At 63.9% G+C, this 17,506-nt stretch carries 10 protein-coding genes; 7 read left to right on the forward strand and 3 right to left on the reverse strand.

All coding sequences use genetic code 11. The annotated features are described in order from the left end of the window. Positions 1 to 74: 74 nt before the first annotated feature. The gene (locus P0Y64_08330) at positions 75 to 1,418 is read left to right on the forward strand and encodes an oxygenase MpaB family protein (GenBank protein ID WEK44765.1); all 1,344 of its coding nucleotides are present in this window, start codon (positions 75 to 77) and stop codon (positions 1,416 to 1,418) included. A gap of 10 nt (positions 1,419 to 1,428) precedes the next feature. Here the strand turns inward: P0Y64_08330 and P0Y64_08335 are convergent, their stop codons facing one another. Next, positions 1,429 to 2,379, reverse strand: a complete 951-nt coding sequence (locus P0Y64_08335) for a Coq4 family protein (GenBank protein ID WEK44766.1) — start codon at positions 2,377 to 2,379, stop codon at positions 1,429 to 1,431. A gap of 103 nt (positions 2,380 to 2,482) precedes the next feature. Between P0Y64_08335 and P0Y64_08340 the strand changes: the two genes are divergently transcribed. After that, positions 2,483 to 3,115, forward strand: a complete 633-nt coding sequence (locus P0Y64_08340; GenBank protein WEK44767.1) for a TetR/AcrR family transcriptional regulator — start codon at positions 2,483 to 2,485, stop codon at positions 3,113 to 3,115. A gap of 7 nt (positions 3,116 to 3,122) precedes the next feature. Here P0Y64_08340 and P0Y64_08345 read toward each other — a convergent pair whose 3' ends face one another. Both P0Y64_08345 and P0Y64_08350 read right to left on the reverse strand, forming a co-directional pair. Further along, positions 3,123 to 4,559, reverse strand: a complete 1,437-nt coding sequence (locus tag P0Y64_08345; protein WEK44768.1) for an MFS transporter — start codon at positions 4,557 to 4,559, stop codon at positions 3,123 to 3,125. A 9-nt stretch (positions 4,560 to 4,568) separates the two neighbouring features. Beyond that, on the reverse strand, positions 4,569 to 7,085 hold the full coding sequence (locus tag P0Y64_08350; GenBank protein WEK44769.1) for a TonB-dependent receptor: 2,517 nt from the start codon (positions 7,083 to 7,085) through the stop codon (positions 4,569 to 4,571). A gap of 473 nt (positions 7,086 to 7,558) precedes the next feature. On the opposite strand from P0Y64_08350, the gene P0Y64_08355 reads away from it, so the two are divergent. From P0Y64_08355 to P0Y64_08375, 5 genes are all read left to right on the forward strand, one after another. Then, positions 7,559 to 9,808 (forward strand): TonB-dependent receptor, encoded by a 2,250-nt coding sequence (locus P0Y64_08355; GenBank protein WEK44770.1) that lies wholly within the window; start codon positions 7,559 to 7,561, stop codon positions 9,806 to 9,808. 61 nt (positions 9,809 to 9,869) lie between these two features. Continuing rightward, positions 9,870 to 10,592 carry a TetR/AcrR family transcriptional regulator gene (locus P0Y64_08360; GenBank protein ID WEK44771.1) on the forward strand — a complete coding sequence of 241 codons (723 nt, stop codon included), beginning with the start codon at positions 9,870 to 9,872 and terminating at the stop codon, positions 10,590 to 10,592. Positions 10,593 to 10,622: 30 nt separating this feature from the next. Beyond that, a complete protein-coding gene (locus tag P0Y64_08365; protein WEK44772.1) occupies positions 10,623 to 12,362 on the forward strand; it encodes an acyl-CoA dehydrogenase in 1,740 nt (579 codons plus the stop codon). A gap of 74 nt (positions 12,363 to 12,436) precedes the next feature. Continuing rightward, positions 12,437 to 13,930 carry a hypothetical protein gene (locus P0Y64_08370; protein ID WEK44773.1) on the forward strand — a complete coding sequence of 498 codons (1,494 nt, stop codon included), beginning with the start codon at positions 12,437 to 12,439 and terminating at the stop codon, positions 13,928 to 13,930. A gap of 118 nt (positions 13,931 to 14,048) precedes the next feature. Then, positions 14,049 to 17,504: a response regulator gene (locus tag P0Y64_08375; protein ID WEK44774.1), complete on the forward strand. Its 3,456-nt coding sequence runs from the start codon at positions 14,049 to 14,051 to the stop codon at positions 17,502 to 17,504. Positions 17,505 to 17,506 lie beyond the last annotated feature (2 nt).

Below are 17,506 nucleotides of genomic sequence, written 5' to 3' on the forward strand. Positions count from 1 at the left end.
CGTTTGTCCAGCTTGAAAATATATCAAGCGATATATATGATGCGTGGCAATTGGTCGAGAGAGGATGAATCCGGATGACGCGTGCGGCGCTCGACAGTCTTTGGAACAAGGTGGAGGCGCAGCGGGAGCGCGCGCCGGCGATTTACGACAAGATCGATTTCCATGCCGTCCCCGAACGCTTCACCGCGACCGAAGGCGATGCGACCGCGCTCTCCGGCAAATACGCCCCGGATCGCGTGGCGCTGCTCGCGGATGCGGAGCGGATCGAATTCATCCGCGCCTATACGATGATGGGTGACGCCACGGCAGACGCTTATGCCGGGCTGATGCGCGAATATGGCTTTCGTCGGCTGATCGACATGCTGACGCAGGCCTGCGATCAAGGCGTCCACACCGTGGAGGATGCGCCGCGCGAATTGATCGAATTCATCGCCGAGATGGAGCGGATACCCGATTGGCTCGACATGACGCTGGTCGAGGAAGGTGCGCGGAACGATCGCAATTCGGCTGCGAATTTCGGCCCCTTCATCATTCGCGGCGCCTTCATCGCCACCTTCATGAACAAATATGCCGCGCTGCCGATGGCGATCACCAATACATTGTCGAGCGAGACGGCGGCCAAGCGCGTCAAGGATACCGCGACCTTCTTCACCACCTCCCTGCTGCCGGGCGCGCTCGAGCGATATGGCCCCGGCTTCAAATCGGCGGCGATGGTGCGGTTGATGCACTCTATGGTGCGCGCCAACGTGTTGCGGCGGCCGGGCGATTGGGATCTCGGCGTCTATGGCGTGCCCATTCCGCAAGTCGATCAGATGCCCGCCGGGCTGATCTCGGTCTTCCTGCTGTCGTACAAGATGATCGAGGAGGGGCGCGATCAGTTCACGCCACGGGAACGTGCGATGGTCGAGCTGGCGCGCTATCGCTGCTTCCTGCTCGGGCTGCCCGAAGATTTGCTGGCCGATACGCCGCAAGGGATCGTCGATCTGATGAACGCGCGCAGCGGCACGTTGCGCAGCGGATATGACGACGCCACCTGCGGCGAATTGCTACGCGCGACGATGGCGGCGGACCTGCGGCCGGATAACTCGCTGCCCGCGCGGACCCATGAGATGTTCGAACGCGCTTTTGCCAAGCTGTTCTTCGTCAAGAGCTTCATGGGGGGTGACAAGGCGAAGGCCGCGTCGATCGGCGTGAATCTCACGCCCGGCGATGTCGCGCTGGCGGCGATCGCGGGCGTGTTCATCTATGCGCGGATGCGCCTGTACGCGCTAGCGGCGCAAATTCCCGGTGTGCGGGACATCGCGGATCGCCGGCTGATCGCGAAGCTGAAGGCGCAACTGGCCAGCTATGGCCATGCCGAGTTCACGACCAATTCGGCGCATTACCGGCCGTCGAACACTCCGGTGCCGGCCGAGTAAATCCCGGCCGTCACGCCGCCTGCATCAGCGCTTCCATCGTCCGCACCGCATCGCTGTCGATTGGCTGAATCCCGAGATCGCGCCGGATCTGGCTGATCGGATCGGCGATGCGCTTGTGCCACGGCACCGCGATCAGCTCCTGCGTGGCCCGCCCGTGGCGCCAGCCGTCGAATGTCACGTTGAGCAGCAGCTCCGCCAGCATCGGCGTATGCACCACCGCCTTGGCGGCGACGGTGGCGAGAAAGCGCGCGGAATAATTCTGGCCGAACTGCGCGAGTTGGAAGCCGGAAATCGCCACTTCGCCCGCGCCGGTGAAGCCGTATCCGCCGACCAGATGCCACACGTCGTGAAGCTGCAGAATGCGGCGGTTGGTGCGGTTCTGCGCGGGATAATCCCCCGGCAGCACCACCGTATCGGCGTCGATCACCTCCAGATCATAGCCGTTGGCGGTCAGCATCGAGAGCAGATCGGTGGCGAGGCTGTCGCTGGCATGGCCTTCGAGATCGGTGGTCTTCAGCCGCACTTCGGGCTGGGCGATGAGATCGTGCACGCCAGCGAATTCGAGCAATGCCGCCTCACAGGCGTCAACCATGCGCTGATCGTAATGAAGCCCCAGCGCGACCACGGCGGTGGTCAGATCGAGTTCGCCTTCGTCCAGCGACGGCGCCTTGGCGACGATCGCCCAGAATGCGTCCCATAACGCCGGCGGGAGTGCCACTTTCGGCTTCCCGTCGACCACCCACGGCAGTGCGGCGGCCATGCTCGCCGCGCGTTCATCGTTGTCGGTGCTGCTCGCCATGGCGGCGGCGATCGCGTCGAAAATCGGTACCTGCGCGACCGGATCGACAAAGGCGGCGATCGTCATCAGCGAGGCGATGCCGAGCGCGGGCTGCTCGCGAAGCGGGGGGCGGCTCTCTTCCACCCAGCGTTCGAACTCGTGCCGTATGGACAGGTCAGTCATCGCCATTCGCCTTCAAAATCTCTCGCACGGAGATTGCACTATGTTTATAGAATAATCAAGTTTCATAGCTAGTACTGGCGGCGCCATCGGCTATAAGCAGCGCATGGGCGAAACGACCAAAGTCAGCTTCCCGCGCCGGACAGCAGCGAAGGCGCGCACGCGGCAACGTATCGAGGACGCGGCGCGAGATCTGTTCGTGAAGCTCGGTTATGCCGATGCGACCATGGCCGCGATTGCCGATGCCGCGGATATCCACATCACCACCCTGTTCACGCATTTCGCCTCCAAGCGCGATTTGATCGCCGCCATCGCTGAACGCGCGAGGACGCGATTTGAAAACGTGGTGACGACGCAGCGCGAACAGGGCGTGCCGGTGCTGATCTTCTGGCGAAATCAGGTCACCCGGATCGCCCATGCGTATGAGCGTGATGGCGATGGCCAGATCAATCTGGGGCGCGCGCTGGCTGGTGAGCCCGAATTGCTGCCGGTGTGGTTCGCCCATCAGCGGCTCCAGATCGACCTGATGACCGACTATATCGCGGACGAACTCGGCATCGATCCTGCCAACGATCGTCGCGCGCAAATGGCGGCGGCGATGCTGGTCGCGGGTGGGCGGATGGCGTTCGATAGCTGGATCGAAAGTGGCCGGGCGCATGATCTCGTCGCCGAGAATGAGCGATTGCTCGATGCGGCTGAGGCGCTGCTGGCGAACGGATTGCCGCTTTCCCGCGGGTGATCGGCGCTCAGACCGCGTTCTCGCCAAGCCGCCGGATATTCTCGTCGTGATGCGATCGGCTGATCGGATAAAACGCGAGGCAGACGATCGCGGCCCCCGTCGCGAGCGCAGTCACCCCGATATAAATCACCGCGAGTGATTGAAGCACGTCGCCGCCGACATGGCCGGGCTGAGCGTGTTCCGGGAATTTCACGAAGGCGAGCACCAGCCCCGAGAGCAGGATGCCGATCCCCGATATCGCCTTGTTGACCATCGTCGCCGCGGAAAACAGCAGCCCTTCGGATCGCCGCCCGGTTTCGAGCTGAATCTGATCGGTCACGTCGGCCACCATCGATACGGCGAGGATTGCCCCGGCGATCGTCGACATGATGAAGAGCGCGAATTGCCCCATCAGCAGCCATAACAGCAGCGGATCGCCATTGGCCGGGAACAGGCCGAACAGTCGCAGGACCAGCGGCGTCGCGCTCACCACCAGCGACAGCGCGAACATCAGCATCGCCGATTGTTTCTTTCCGTACCGAGCGGAGATCGGCAGGACGACGACGAAAGCGAGGAAGATACCGATGGTGCTGGCGGAGGCCACGGTGGCGATCTGGCTGGCGCTCAATTCCCAGAAATAGGTCGAGAAATAGACCGCGAGCGCAGTGTAGAGCCCGGATGCCACAGCGAAGAAAAGGCTGGCGAGCAGGATCGACACATAAGCCGGGTGCACCATGATACCGAGCATCTCGCGCAGCATCTGCCCGATCGACGCCCGTTCGGGCGGCGGCGGGGGAGGGCGTTTCAATATCTCTTTCTGCGTGCCGACCGCGGACGCGAGCACCGATACCAGCATGATCGCCGCCGCCGCCCAGGCATAGGTCGTATAGCCGCCCGCGTTCAGATGGCCGACCGGCTGCGCGGGAGTGGGGCGGAGAAAATATCCGAACGTGATGACCGCCATGACGATCGCGCCGCACACGCCGAAGAAGTAGCGCATTGCGACCAGCTTGGTGCGCTCGTCATAGTCGCTGGTAAATTCCGCCAGCATCGCGGTGGACGGTATCTCGTACACGCTGATCGAAAAGCGCACAGCGATCGCGGTCGCCACCAGCCACGCGAATTGCACGCCATGCGAGGCCGCTGGCGGCATCCACAGCAGCAGATAGGCGATCGCGATCGGCACCGCCGCCGCATACATGAACGGGTGCCGCCGCCCCCAGCGCGAGCGGAAATTGTCCGAAATCTGCCCGAGCAGGGGATCAAGCAGCGCATCGGCGATCATCGCGATCATGATCGCCGAGCCCACCCACGCCGCCGGTAGCCCGATCACCTGATTGTAGAACAGCATCAGCAACGCGCTGAAGCCGTGATCCTTGACCCCGAAAGCGATCATGCCGGAGCCATAGAGCAGCCGCGTCTTGAGTGGCAGCGCGTCGGCGGGGCGCAAGGTGGTACGCAACACCGGCGCGCCCTATCGGAACCGGAACTCTAGCTGCACGCCATAAGTTCGCGGCGGCGTGAACGAATAGGTTTGCGCGACGACCGAGGGCGACGATGCAAGCAGGCTGCCCGACGCGCTGTCATAACCCACGGTATTGAACAGGTTCTTCACGAAACCGATAACGCGATAGCTGTCGTTCCGTCCCGTCCAGATGGCGCGCAGATCAACCTGATCGTAAGACGGCATCCGGTTGTAATAACGGTTGAAGATGTTGCTGTAGGCCGATCCGCGCCAGACGTAATTGCCCGACAGGGTGAACGTGCCCGGTTCGAAATCCAGGCTATACATCGCGTTGAGCGCGACCTTGTGGCGTGGCGTATCGGACAGTTGCGCCCCCGCGACACTTTGCGGTTGTTGCCCCGCGACGATCGGCCCGGACGGCTGCGCGCCCGGCTGTGTCGCCAGCGGATCCTGCCCATCGACGAAGCAGCATCCCTGGCTGATCCGCGTGTGGCCATAGCCATAATTGACCGAGAATTGCAGCGCCTTCACCGGCTGCCACACCAGTTCCGCCTCCGCGCCATAGCTTTGCGAGCTGGCGAGGTTGAAGAACTGGGTAAGCTGCGCGCCGCCGGGCTGGGTGACGGTCAGCGGCACCTGAAGACCCTGATAATCGTAGTAGAAACCGGCCAGATTGATGCGCAATTGCGCGCCCAGCGTCCGCTTATAGCCCGCCTCGAAAGCGTCGACGTGCTCCGCCCCGGTCTGTGGCAATGCTGAGATGCCGCCGGCATTGAACCCGCCGGATTTATAGCCCCGGCTGTAACGCACGAACGCCAGTTCGTCTCGTGTCGGCTGCCATTCGATCGCCGCCGTGCCGGTCAGCGCATCCCAGCTGTTCGCGAGACCGCGACGCGCGATGCCGGTCGCCGGATCGATCGCAACGGGGGAGGTAACACCCGGCGCCGGCGCATAGGAAATCTGCGACGCGGTGATATCCAGCGCCGGGGTGTACGAGCCGTAGAGATCGGGCGAGAAGCCGCCGCAGCCGAAGCACAGCAGACGGAAAGATTCGCTGCCGCTCTTCTTGTCGTGGGTGTAGCGCAAGCCGCCGGTCACCCGAAGCGTATCGGTAATCTGATAGTCGGCCTGGCCGAACACCGCGATCGACTTGGTGGTCAGCGTCGATGCCGCGTACACGAAATCGCCGAGCGGGTTGGCCGGTCCGTTGGCCGGCGCGCGCAATTGCGGCTGATTAGGCGCGTTGAAGTGCGATTCCTGCGCCAGCGTCTCCTGATAATAATAGACGCCCGCGACCCATTGGAACGGCCCCTTGGTGTTCGAGGTGAGGTTCAGTTCGCCGCTGCCGAACGACTTCTTGTTGCGCAGATTGAGCTGCGACGCTGGATAGATCGTCACCGGCGTACACCCCGGCAGGAAGCCGCATAGCGCGCCCGGCAAGGTATAGGAAACCACCCCGGTATCATCGAGCGCGTAGGAATTCTCGATGAGATAATGCTGATAGCCGCCCAGCAGGTGAACGTCGAAGGCCGGCAAAGTCCATTTGATGTCGCCGGTCACGCCGAAATTGTCGCGCATCCGCTCGCGCTGGGTGGTCGTGGTGCTGAAATTGCGGATATCGGTCGCGCCCGGTGGCTGCGGAACGGGATAGGCCGTCACCGCGCCCGGAACCAGATAGCCGAATGCCGATCCCGGCGTGATCGCGCCGGTCGGATAAAGTGCAAAATCATATGGCCCGACGCGATTGTTGGAGCGGGGGTGCAAATCGGTGCTGCCGGTGAAGGCCTTCACCCATGCGACGACATCTGGGCCGAGATCCGCCTCAAGCTGCAGCTCCAGATAGCGGCGCTTGCCGCGCCCGCCTTCGCTGATCCCGCCGGCGAGGTTTTTGTAATAGCCCTGATCCTGATTGTAGAGCGCGCCCGCCAGCCGTGCGCGGAGCCCCTTCACGAGCTGCCCGGAAATCGACCCTTCGAGATTATAGACGTCGTAATTGCCCAAGGTGCCGCGCAGATCGGCGTTCAGATCCTCGGTCGGGCGCTTGGAGATCGCGTTGATCGCGCCGCCGATCGAGTTGCGACCGTAAAGCGTGCCCTGTGGGCCGCGCAGCACCTCGATCCGCTGGATGAAGAAATCCGATGCGGCGATCGTATTGGTCGCGGCGTCATAGATGCCGTCGGTATAGGTGGAGACGCCGGGGTCGCTGCCGTTGGTATTGGTCTGGCGCCCGATGCCGCGAATGAACACGCGATCGTTGCTTGCCGAATAGCTGAGCCCCGGCGTGAAATTCCCGAGATCGCCCAGCGTGTTGATACCCGCGAGCTGGCGCGCGTCCGACGTGTACGCCGATATCGCCAGCGGTACGTCCTGAAGGTTTACGCTGCGCTTTTCAGCGGTGACGATGACATCGGCAAGCCCGGCGCCTGGCTCCGGCTGATTTGTCTGCGGTGCGGCGTCCTGTGTTTGAGCCGCAACCGGCACCGCCAAGAACGCGGCACTCGCAAGCATCCAAGAAATATGTCGCAAATCACGCCCCTCCCCCGCCAGCGGTTCGCTGGTCGACTTTTTTTAGCGCGGTGGGCCCGCTGATACGGGTCCCACTATTTGTCGCAGAAACGCCGGTGTGACGTTCCATGAAGCGTAGTTACAGGTGTTTTATACATGAGTCTATAACGATATATCGAACGTCCAATTCCGGGACGTTCGCGCGCGCTGGGTGAAGGGCGCCGCTGAACGATTTATCACGTAATATCATATGCATGAATAAGAGGCGGCATGCCGTCATTTGTTCGCCGGAGGCGCGTGCTCAATCGATGGAAGAACCGGGGTTTTGTGATCCGTTTGCCGCTCATTTCCCGCCGATACGGGCGCTAGAACGCGCCCGAGTCAATATTGACTTACTCAATAGTCAATATTGACTCGGGCGTCACAAGAATGTCATGTCGCCGCTCCGTCGTGGGACGGCGCCACCCAGATGCGGGGGCGATAGGGGAGGGGATATGAACCTTTTGGCTTACTCATCGTCGTTGCTCGCGCTGGCCATCGCCGCCGCGCCCGCTTCGGCGCAGACTGGCGCTGCGCCGGGCGACGCGATCGACGCCGGTGACGTTGTCGTCACCGCGACGCGCCGCAGCGAGCGCCTGCTCGATGTGCCGGTCAGCGTCACTGCTTTCTCGCAGGCGGAACTCACGCAGAAGGGCATCGTCGGGTTCGATGGCATCGCGCGCGAGACGCCGGGTGTCGTGCTCAACCAGGCAAGCGACAATAACGCGCGCTTCACCGCGCGTGGCATCTCCACCAATGGCTGGGGCGCCGGGCTGCAGACCACCACCACCATCTATCTCGATGAGTTGCCGCTGAGCACCATCGGCAACACGGTGACGCTCAACCCCAATATCTATGACGTCGAGCGCGTCGAATTCCTGCGCGGGCCGCAGGGCACGTTGTTCGGATCAGGCTCGCTCTCGGGCGCGCTGCGTATCCTGACCAAGAGCCCGAATCTCGGCGAATATGATTCCTCCGCGCTGGTCGATATCGGCCTGACGCCGGACGGCGGCGGTATCCGCCAGCGCTATAACGGTATGGTCAACATGCCGATCGTCAACGACAAGCTCGCGCTGCGCGTCGTCGGTTATGCCCGCAACGAAGAAGGCTATATCGACAATATCGGCACCGGCGTGAAGAACGCCAACACGCTGAAGGATTGGGGTGGCCGCGCGATCCTGTTGTTCAAGCCGACTGATCGGCTGAGCATCCGCCTGCTCGGATCATATGAAAACAGCGATCCCCAGGACGCGTCGCTGACCTCGCCGTCGCTTGGCGATCGCAAGCGTTACAGCGCCCGCCCGGATCTCTATACGACCAAGACGCAGATCTATAACGCGACCGTCGATTATCAGTTCGGCGGCGCGCATCTGACCAGCTCGTCGACCTATTCGATCGGCAAGGGCCGGTTCGACGTCGATCTCGCCGGCACGTTCGCGCTCACGGTGCCTTTCTATCTGGCGGACGGCTACACCGCGAAGACGTTCGTGCAGGAAGCCCGGCTGATCTCCGATCCGGGCGGCAAGTTCGACTGGGTCGTCGGCGGCTTCTATCTCCACCGCGACACCGAAGTCCTGGGCGAGAACCAGACCGACAAGGCGTTCCTCGCCGCGCGTGGCATCACCGGCCTGCCGGGCGTCGCCTTCTCGAAGTTCGGCAGCGATGCGCGCACCTATGAACTGGCGGGCTTTGGCGAGCTGACCTATCATCTCACCGACGAACTTTCGCTCACCGGCGGCCTCCGCTACGGCAAATATGGCGGCACGGTCGACACTTATGCCGGGTTCGACACGCAATATTTCGTCTATGCGCTTTATGGCCTCAACGGCCCGCTCGCGATGACGCCGACCAGCGCCACGACCACGCGTTATCCTTCGGCGGAAAAAGCGTCCTGGAAGGCGAGCGTCAGCTACAAGCCGTCGCATGACATGACGACCTACGCCACCGTGTCGACCGGCTATCGCACCCCGGTTTACAATTCGCGCGCCGGCAGCGTCAGCACTATCGACAAGAACGATCTGGTCATTCCGGGCGGCGCGGGTTCGGACAATCTGACCAATTACGAGCTTGGGCTGAAGGGGCGCTGGCTGGGTGGCAAGCTCAGCGCGAACCTCGCGGCCTATTATATCGATTGGCGCAACATCCAGGTTCAGGCCAACCGTCAGTCGGATTCGGTGCAGTTCGCCACCAACGTCGGCCGCGCGGCGAGCAAGGGGCTGGAGGCGGAAATCGTGCTGGTGCCTGCGCGTGGCGTGACCTTCGGGGTGAACGGCTCGCTCAATGACGCGAAGGTGACAAGGCTTTCCGCGCAGGAGGCGGCGATCTCCGGCGCGGTGAAGGGCTCGCGATTGGCGTCGCCGCATCTGCAGGGATCGGTGTTCGGCAGCTACAATTATGGCCTCGGCCATGGCGCGACCGGCTTCAGCGGCTTCCAGGTCCAGCATGTCGGCTCGTTCCCGAACGGCTTCCCGAATACGCCTGGGAAGCCGGGCGTGGTCAGCCCGCTCTATGACCTGACCGACAGCTATACCTTCATCAACCTGCAAACCGGGATCAACCTCGGCAAGCTGACCGCCACCTTCTACGTCGAAAATCTCGGCAACAGCCGCGCGACGACATATATCCATCCGGAGGCGTTCATCTACAGCCGCTATGCGATCCTGCGGCCGCGCACCTTCGGCGTACGCGTCGGTTACAATCTGTGATCGGGCCGGTGCGGCGGCGTGGCGTTGACGCGCCGCGCCGCCGTCGGCAGCGTGGTGCGCGATGAACAGCGTCGATCAAGCCGCGCTGGACGGCGCGTCCGCCCCGGAAGCTCCCCGGGCCCGCAACCACAAGGCCCGGGCGCGCGAGGCATCGATCGAGCGGATTCTCGACGCGGCCGAGCAATTGTTCGCCGAATTCGGCTATCATGGCGTCACGCTGAAGGATGTCGCCACGCGCGTCGGGGTCAGCTCGACGCTGATCCATTATCATTTCAACGGCAAGGAAAGCATCTACGAGGCGGTGTGGGCGCGCCGGGCGCCGTTTTCCGCGCTCAGCCGGCTGGAGGCGATGCGCCGCTATGCCGCCGAGGTGGGCGACAATGTGACCGTCGAGGGCGCGCTGCACGCATGGATCGATACGGATCTGAACACGCAGATCGAGAATGAGGACCAGTGGCGCGCATTCGGCAAGATCAGCGCGCAGGCCAACAGCGCCGATGGCTGGGGCGCCGACAAGATGACCAGATATTTCAATCCGGTCGTCCTCGCGCTGATCGATCTGCTCCGCAAAGCGATGCCGGATTGCGATGAAGAGACGATCTTCTGGGGCTATCATTTCCTGTCCGGGGCGATGACGCACAATATGGCGCGCACCGGGCGGCTCGACGATCTGTCGGAAGGGCTATGCTCGTCGAACGATTTCGTTTCGATCAGGCGGCACATGGCAACGTTCATGGCGGCCGGCTTCCACGCCATCTGTCAGGCCGCCGCCGCGAAGAAATAGCGCCGGCCGGGTAATGGAGTTATCTCGTACATGACCAATACCTTGCTCGATCGTCGAGACATGGATTTCCTGCTCCACGAGTGGTTGGGAGCGGGTGCGCTCGCCGATCGCGAGACGGTCGACGCGCTGCTCGATCTGTCGGAAAAGCTGGCGATCGAGCAATTCCTTCCGCATTACAAACGCAGCGATATCGAGGAGCCGCGGCTGGAGGACGGCACGGTTCGCATCTGCCCGGCGATCGGTGACGCGCTGGCGCAATATGCCGGGCTTGGGCTGTTTTCGGCTGGCTTTCCCGAGGATCGGGGCGGCCTGGGGCTGCCCTATCTGGTATGCGCCGCGTCCTTCGCCTTCTTCGCGGCGGCGAATGTCGCGACTGCCGCCTATCCGATGCTCACCGTCGCCAATGCGCGGCTGATCGCGACCTTCGGCAGCGCGGCGCAGTTCGAGGCGTTCGCGCGGCCGCAGATCGCGGGGCGCTGGTTCGGCACCATGTGCCTTTCCGAGCCGCAGGCCGGATCGAGCCTCGCCGATATCCGCACCAAGGCTGTGCCCGACGGCAGCGATGCGCTCGGCGAGCGTTATCGTTTGGCGGGCAACAAGATGTGGATTTCGGGCGGCGATCAGGACGCCACCGACAATATCGTCCATCTCGTGCTGGCCAAGGTGCCCGGCGCGGACGGCACGCTACCGGAAGGGACGGCGGGGATATCGCTGTTCATCGTGCCGAAAGTCCTGCCGGAAGGCGCACGTAACGACATCAGCGTCGCCGGATTGAACCACAAGATGGGCTATCGTGGCACCGCCAATTGCCTGCTCAATTTCGGCGAGGGGGACGGCGCGATCGGCTGGATCGTCGGCGAGCCGGGCGAGGGGCTGCGCCAGATGTTCCAGATGATGAACGAGGCGCGGATCGGCGTGGGGATCGGGGCGGCCGTGATCGGCTATCGCAGCCACCGCCTCGCCGTCCAATATGCGCGCGAGCGATTGCAGGGGCGGCCGGCCGGGCAGCGCAACGGCGCGCCGGTGGCGATCATCGAGCATCCCGATGTGCGGCGGATGCTCCTCCAGCAGAAAACCTATGTCGAAGGCGCACTGGCGCTGTGCCTCTATTGCGCGCGGCTGGTTGATACGGCCGAGCACAATGAGGACGATGCCGCGTTGCTTGGGCTGCTCACGCCGGTCGTGAAGACCTGGCCGTCCGAATATGGCCTCGCCGCCAACGACATCGCGATCCAGATTCACGGCGGTTATGGCTACACGCGCGATTTCGACGTCGAGCAATTGTGGCGGGACAACAGGCTGAACCCGATCCACGAAGGCACCACCGGCATTCAGGGAATCGATCTGGTCGGCCGCAAGATCCTTGCCGACGGCGCGGGATTGCCGGTGCTCGGCGATGCGATCGCGCGGACCGTCGCCGCGGCTGAGGGTGTCGCGGCGCTGAAGGATCATGCCCGCGCGCTGGCGGCGGCGTGGCAATCGGTCGATATCACGATCGAGGCGTTGCGCGCGGCCGGCCGCCCGGCCGCGTTCGATAATGCGACCGCGTTCCTGCACGCATTCGGCCATGTCGTGATGGCGTGGCTGTGGCTCGATCAGGCGGTTGCCGCTGAGGCGCGCGCCGGATCACCTGATCACGATTTCATCGATGGCAAGCTCCGCGCCTGCCGCTTCTTCTTCGAATGCGAATTGCCCAAGGTCAGCGCATTGCTCGCCTTTGTCGCATCGGGCAGCGATGTCGCGGCGGGGGCGCCGGCACGAATATTCTGAGCCCGGCGCCGTTATCGCGGCTTTTACCGTTGCGCCGCTAACCAGCGCTCGCAGAAGGGGAGAAGCGGGGCATGGTGGCGCAGGGCAGAAACGCGCGGTCGGCGCTGGGATTGGTGGCGCTGTTCGTCGCGGTGCGGCTGATCGTGCTGGCGCTCGGCCAACGGTTTGACGCGGATAATCTCGCGAGCTGGATGCAGATCGCCGATCTCGCGCTGCTGCGTGATCATCTGTGGCGCACGCTCTGGTATCTCCACAGCCAGCCGCCGCTGTTCAACCTGATCGTCGGGCTGGCGCTCCGCGCCGGGGCGACGGGGTTTCCGTGGGTGATGGGCGCGATCTACGCCGTCGTTACGTTGGGCGGTATCCTCGCGGTGCATGCACTGCTGCGCGAGCTGACCGGGCGGCCCCGGCTGGCGCTGATCGTGGCGGCATGGCTGTGCATCTCGCCGGCGGTGCTGCTGTTCTCGCAGAAGCTCTATTACGACGGGCTCGTGCCGTGGCTGTTGTGCATGGCGCTGTGGGGCGTCCACGCCGGGCTGACGCGCCGCTCCTTCGGCTGGCTGTTGTTCGGTTTCGCGATGCTCGCGACGACGATCTTGCTGCGTTCGATGATTCACCCGCTGCTGTTCGTCGCGATGCTGGTGATCGCCCTGCTCGCCGGCGCGGGGCAGCGGCGGCGCGTGCTGATCGCCGCCGCGCTCCCCGGGGCGGTGATCGGCGCAGTGATGCTCAAGAACCTCGTTATTTTCGGCTCGACCGCGCTGAGCAGCTGGGCGCCACTCAACGTCGATCACACCACCGTCGATCGCCTGCCGCTGGCGACGCGTGAGGTGATGATTCGTGAGGGAAAGCTGTCGCGCTTCGCGGTGGTGCAGGGCTTTTCCCCGCCGCCGGTCTATCTCGCCATGCTCCCGCCGATCGCGCCGACCGGCGAGCCGAGCCTCGACAATCTGCGCAAATCGACCGGCCAGGATAATTGGAACCACATCCTTTATACCAAGATCGGCGCGGCGCGGGCGCGGGATGCGATGGTCGGGCTGGCGGCGGATCCGGCCGGGTTCGTCGGCGTGCTCGCGACCTCGCTCTATCATTTCAACCGGCCGCCGAGCGAGTTCAAGGGGCTGGAGCGCAATCGCGCGGTGATCGCGCCATGGGAGCGGATCGGCAATGCGGTCGTCGGGCTTCAGCCGGCGGCGTGGTTCGGGCGCATCGACGATCCCGCGCGCACCGCTGCGCCGTTGCTTCAGGTGTCGCTCACCGAACTGGCCGCGTTGTTGCTCTATGTCGGCTTCGCCCTGTCGGTCACCGTGCGGTTGATCGCGTTGCTCCGCGCGCGCGCGTTGCCGAGCATGACGCCGGCGCTGGCGAGCGAGGCGGCGCTCCTGCTGTTCGGCGGCTGGGTGATCGTGATCTCCAGCTCGTTCGACGTGTGGGAGAATAATCGTGCGCGGTTCGATATCGGGCCGGTGTTGCTGATCGGGGCGCTGATCTGCGCGGCGCGGCTGGTGGAGAGGTGGCGGCTATCGCGGTCGAGCGCGGCCCCGCGCGCGATCGGTTCGTCGATGTAACGGTCACCGCTCCGGTTCGTCGCGCGGTGACGCCAAAAAGCCTCACCTGCTTGCTAACATATGTAATTTCTCTATTCCTCAAGGCCCGTGCCGATAGTTTTCGGCCGCAAATGTCGAGATGCGAATGAACTCTGCCCCCGTGCGCTCGGCTTTGACTAGAAAAACCGGATTGGACGCGCGAACCGTATTGGGCCTCGCGGCGATGATCCTGTTCTTCATCGTCAGCGGCGTTGTCACCTATTTCAACGTGCGGGTTTTGCTCGATGATTCCACCAAGATCCAGCATTCGCATATCGTTATTCGGTCGATCGACGATCTGCTCTCGACCGTGCAGGATGCAGAGACCGGCCAGCGCGGCTATCTGCTGACGGGCAGCGATCGTTATCTTGAGCCCTATCGTGACGCTGCCTCCAGTGTCGCTTCGCAGGTCGAGCGCGTCGCGGCGTTGACGGTCGACAATCCGACGGAAGCCGCGAGGATGGTGGTGTTGCGTCGCCATATTCGCGGCAAGTTCGCGGAGCTTGCGGAAACGATCGAACTTCGCCGTACGAAGGGAGCGGCGGCGGCGATATCGGTGGTAAGCGACGATCGCGGCAAGGCCGAGATGGATGCGATCCGCGAGCAGCTGGGCCTGATGTTGCAGGAGGAATCCCGCATCCGTCGCGAAGGGATCGCGGCGATGGCGTCCGCCTATCGGGTCGCGTGGCTGACGATCGCGTTGACCGCGCTGGTCGGCATCCTGCTGGCGATCGCGATCGGCGCGCTGGTCCGCCGCGTCGCGCTGGCGCGCGATCGACATGAATGGCTCCAGTCCGGGCAGCTCGAGCTTGCTGCGGCGGTGCTCGGCGATCCGGGCGTGGAACAGCTTGGCGACAATATCCTCGCCTTCCTCGCGCGATTCCTGGGCGCGGAGGCGGGGGCGATCTTCGTCGGCGATGGCCGAAACTATCGCCGCGTCGCGACTTATGGCGTGCCGGCGGATGCCGGGATCGTCCAGGGATTCGCACGCGGCGAGGGGTTGCTGGGGCAAGTCGCGGCCGATCGCGCGCCGATGGTGCTGAGCGATATCCCCGACGGCTATCTCACGATCGGGTCGGCGCTTGGGCGGGATCGCCCGCGGCATCTGGCGATCGCCCCGGCACGCGCCGACGAACTGGTGCAGGGCGTCGTCGAGCTTGGTTTCCTGCACCCGGTCGACGACCGCGTTTTGGAATTGCTTGGGGAAGTCTCCTCGGCGATGGGCGTCGCGCTCCGCTCCGCGCGCTACCGCAGCGAATTGCAGAATCTGCTGGAGGAAACCCAGCGTCAGTCGGAAGAATTGCAGGTCCAAAGCGAGGAACTGCGCGTTTCGAACGAGGAGCTTGAGGAGCAAGGCCGCGCGCTGCGTGACTCGCAGAGCCGGCTGGAGCAGCAACAGGCGGAGCTGGAACAGACCAACGTACAGCTCGAGGAACAGGCGCAGCAGCTTGAAGTGCAGCGCGACGATCTCGCCCGTTCCAATGCCTCGGTGGAGCTGAAGGCGCGCGAGCTGGAACAGGCGAGCCGCTACAAATCCGATTTCCTCGCCAACATGTCCCATGAGCTGCGCACGCCGCTCAACTCGCTGTTGATCCTTTCCAAGCTGCTCGGCGACAATCCGGACGACAATCTCTCGGAAGAGCAGGTGAATTATGCCCAGACGATCCATTCGTCGGGCAATGATCTGCTCGGCCTGATCAACGATATCCTCGATCTGTCGAAGATCGAGGCCGGGCATGTTCAGATTCGGCCGGAAACGGTGGCGCTGGAGCGGCTGGCGGCCGATCTGCGCCCATTGTTCCAGCCGGTCGCGGACGAGCGGCATCTGCAATTCGAAATCGCCATCGCGGCGGATTGCTCTCCGACGATCGATACCGACCGTCAGCGGCTGGAGCAGATTCTGAAGAATCTGCTGTCCAATGCCTTCAAATTTACTGCCGAGGGCAGTGTGCGGCTGACGATCGAGCGCGCGGGCGACGATCACCTCGCGTTCGCCGTCACCGATACAGGGATCGGCATCGCGGCCGAGCAGCAGCGCGGCATCTTCGAGGCATTCCATCAGGCCGATGGCACGATCAGCCGGCGATACGGTGGCACCGGGCTGGGGCTTTCGATCTCGCGGGAGCTGGCGCGGCTGCTCGGCGCGAGGATCACGCTGACGAGCGCCGAGGGGAAGGGCAGCAGCTTCACGGTCACCCTTCCGCTCGGTTACGATCCCGCGCTGGTCGCGCCGCGCGAAATGTCGGCGGCGCCGGCAACACCCGCCGATCCGCGCGCCGCGATCCAGCCGGTGGCGCCCGTCCGCGATTCACGCCCGGCGGCACTGCCACGGCGGGTGGAGGATGATCGCGACGGGCTAAGCGATGGTCGGCGCATCCTGCTCGTCGTCGAGGATGATTCGACCTTCGCCGGCATCGTGCGCGATCTCTCCCGCGAAATGGGCTTCCAATGCCTGGTCGCCGGCACCGCCGAGGAAGCGCTCGATCTGGCCAAGAAATGCCGGCCGAATGCGGTGGTGCTCGATGTCGGCCTGCCGGATCAATCGGGTCTGGCGGTGCTCGATCGGCTGAAGCGCGATGTCGCGACGCGACACATTCCGGTCCATGTCATCTCGGGCGCCGATCATACGCAGACCGCGTTGTCGCTCGGCGCGATCGGCTATCTGATGAAGCCCGTGAAGCGTGAGGATCTGGCGACCGTGCTCGATTCGCTTTCCTCCACGCTGACGCGCACGATGCGCCGCGTGCTGATCGTGGAGGACGATCCGCGCCAGCGCGAGGCGGTTGGCAAGCTGCTCGCTTCCAGCGAGGTGGAAACGGTAGGCGCCGGCACAGCCGCCGAGTGCCTGGAGCGGCTGAAGGAGCAGACCTTCGATTGCATGGTGCTCGATCTAACGCTGCCCGATGCGACCGGCTTCTCGCTGCTCGAAACGCTGAGCGCGGATGGCTCCCACCCCTTTCCCCCGGTGATCGTCTATACGGGGCACGATCTGTCGTCCGAGCAGGAACAGCGCCTGCGCCGTTATTCGGATTCGATCATCATCAAGGGCGCCCGCTCGCCCGAACGCCTGCTCGACGAGGTTTCCCTGTTCCTGCATCAGGTGGTCAACGAACTGCCGCCCGAACAGCAGAAGATGATCCAGAAGGCGCGCAGCCGCGACGCGATCCTAGAGGGGCGGCGCATCCTCGTCGTCGAGGATGACGTGCGCAACGTCTATTCGCTCACCAACATCCTGGAGCCGCGCGGGGCGATCGTGGAGATCGCGCGTAACGGGCGCGAGGCGGTCGATGCGCTGGAAAAGGCGGCGGCGGACGACGCTCCGGCGATCGATCTCGTGCTGATGGACGTGATGATGCCGGTGATGGACGGCCTGACCGCGACGCGCGCGATCCGGGGTGATGCGCGCTGGCGCAAGCTTCCGATCATCATGCTGACCGCGAAGGCGATGCCGGACGATCAGGAACGCTGTATCGAGGCGGGCGCGAACGATTACATGGCCAAGCCGCTGGATGTGGACAAGCTGCTCTCGCTCGTCCGCGTCTGGATGCCGCGATAAGG

It is taken from the genome of Candidatus Sphingomonas colombiensis (assembly GCA_029202845.1).
Lineage (GTDB): Bacteria > Pseudomonadota > Alphaproteobacteria > Sphingomonadales > Sphingomonadaceae > Sphingomonas > Sphingomonas colombiensis.

Excerpts from the sequence above, each read along its gene's own strand:
- P0Y64_08355 (WEK44770.1), top strand. The coding sequence starts at position 7,559 with ATGAACCTTTTGGCTTACTCATCGTCGTTGCTCGCGCTGGCCATCGCC.
- P0Y64_08365 (WEK44772.1), top strand. The coding sequence starts at position 10,623 with ATGACCAATACCTTGCTCGATCGTCGAGACATGGATTTCCTGCTCCAC.
- P0Y64_08340 (WEK44767.1), top strand. The coding sequence starts at position 2,483 with ATGGGCGAAACGACCAAAGTCAGCTTCCCGCGCCGGACAGCAGCGAAG.
- P0Y64_08335 (WEK44766.1), bottom strand. The coding sequence starts at position 2,379 with ATGACTGACCTGTCCATACGGCACGAGTTCGAACGCTGGGTGGAAGAG.
- P0Y64_08360 (WEK44771.1), top strand. The coding sequence starts at position 9,870 with ATGAACAGCGTCGATCAAGCCGCGCTGGACGGCGCGTCCGCCCCGGAA.
- P0Y64_08375 (WEK44774.1), top strand. The coding sequence starts at position 14,049 with ATGCGAATGAACTCTGCCCCCGTGCGCTCGGCTTTGACTAGAAAAACC.
- P0Y64_08330 (WEK44765.1), top strand. The coding sequence starts at position 75 with ATGACGCGTGCGGCGCTCGACAGTCTTTGGAACAAGGTGGAGGCGCAG.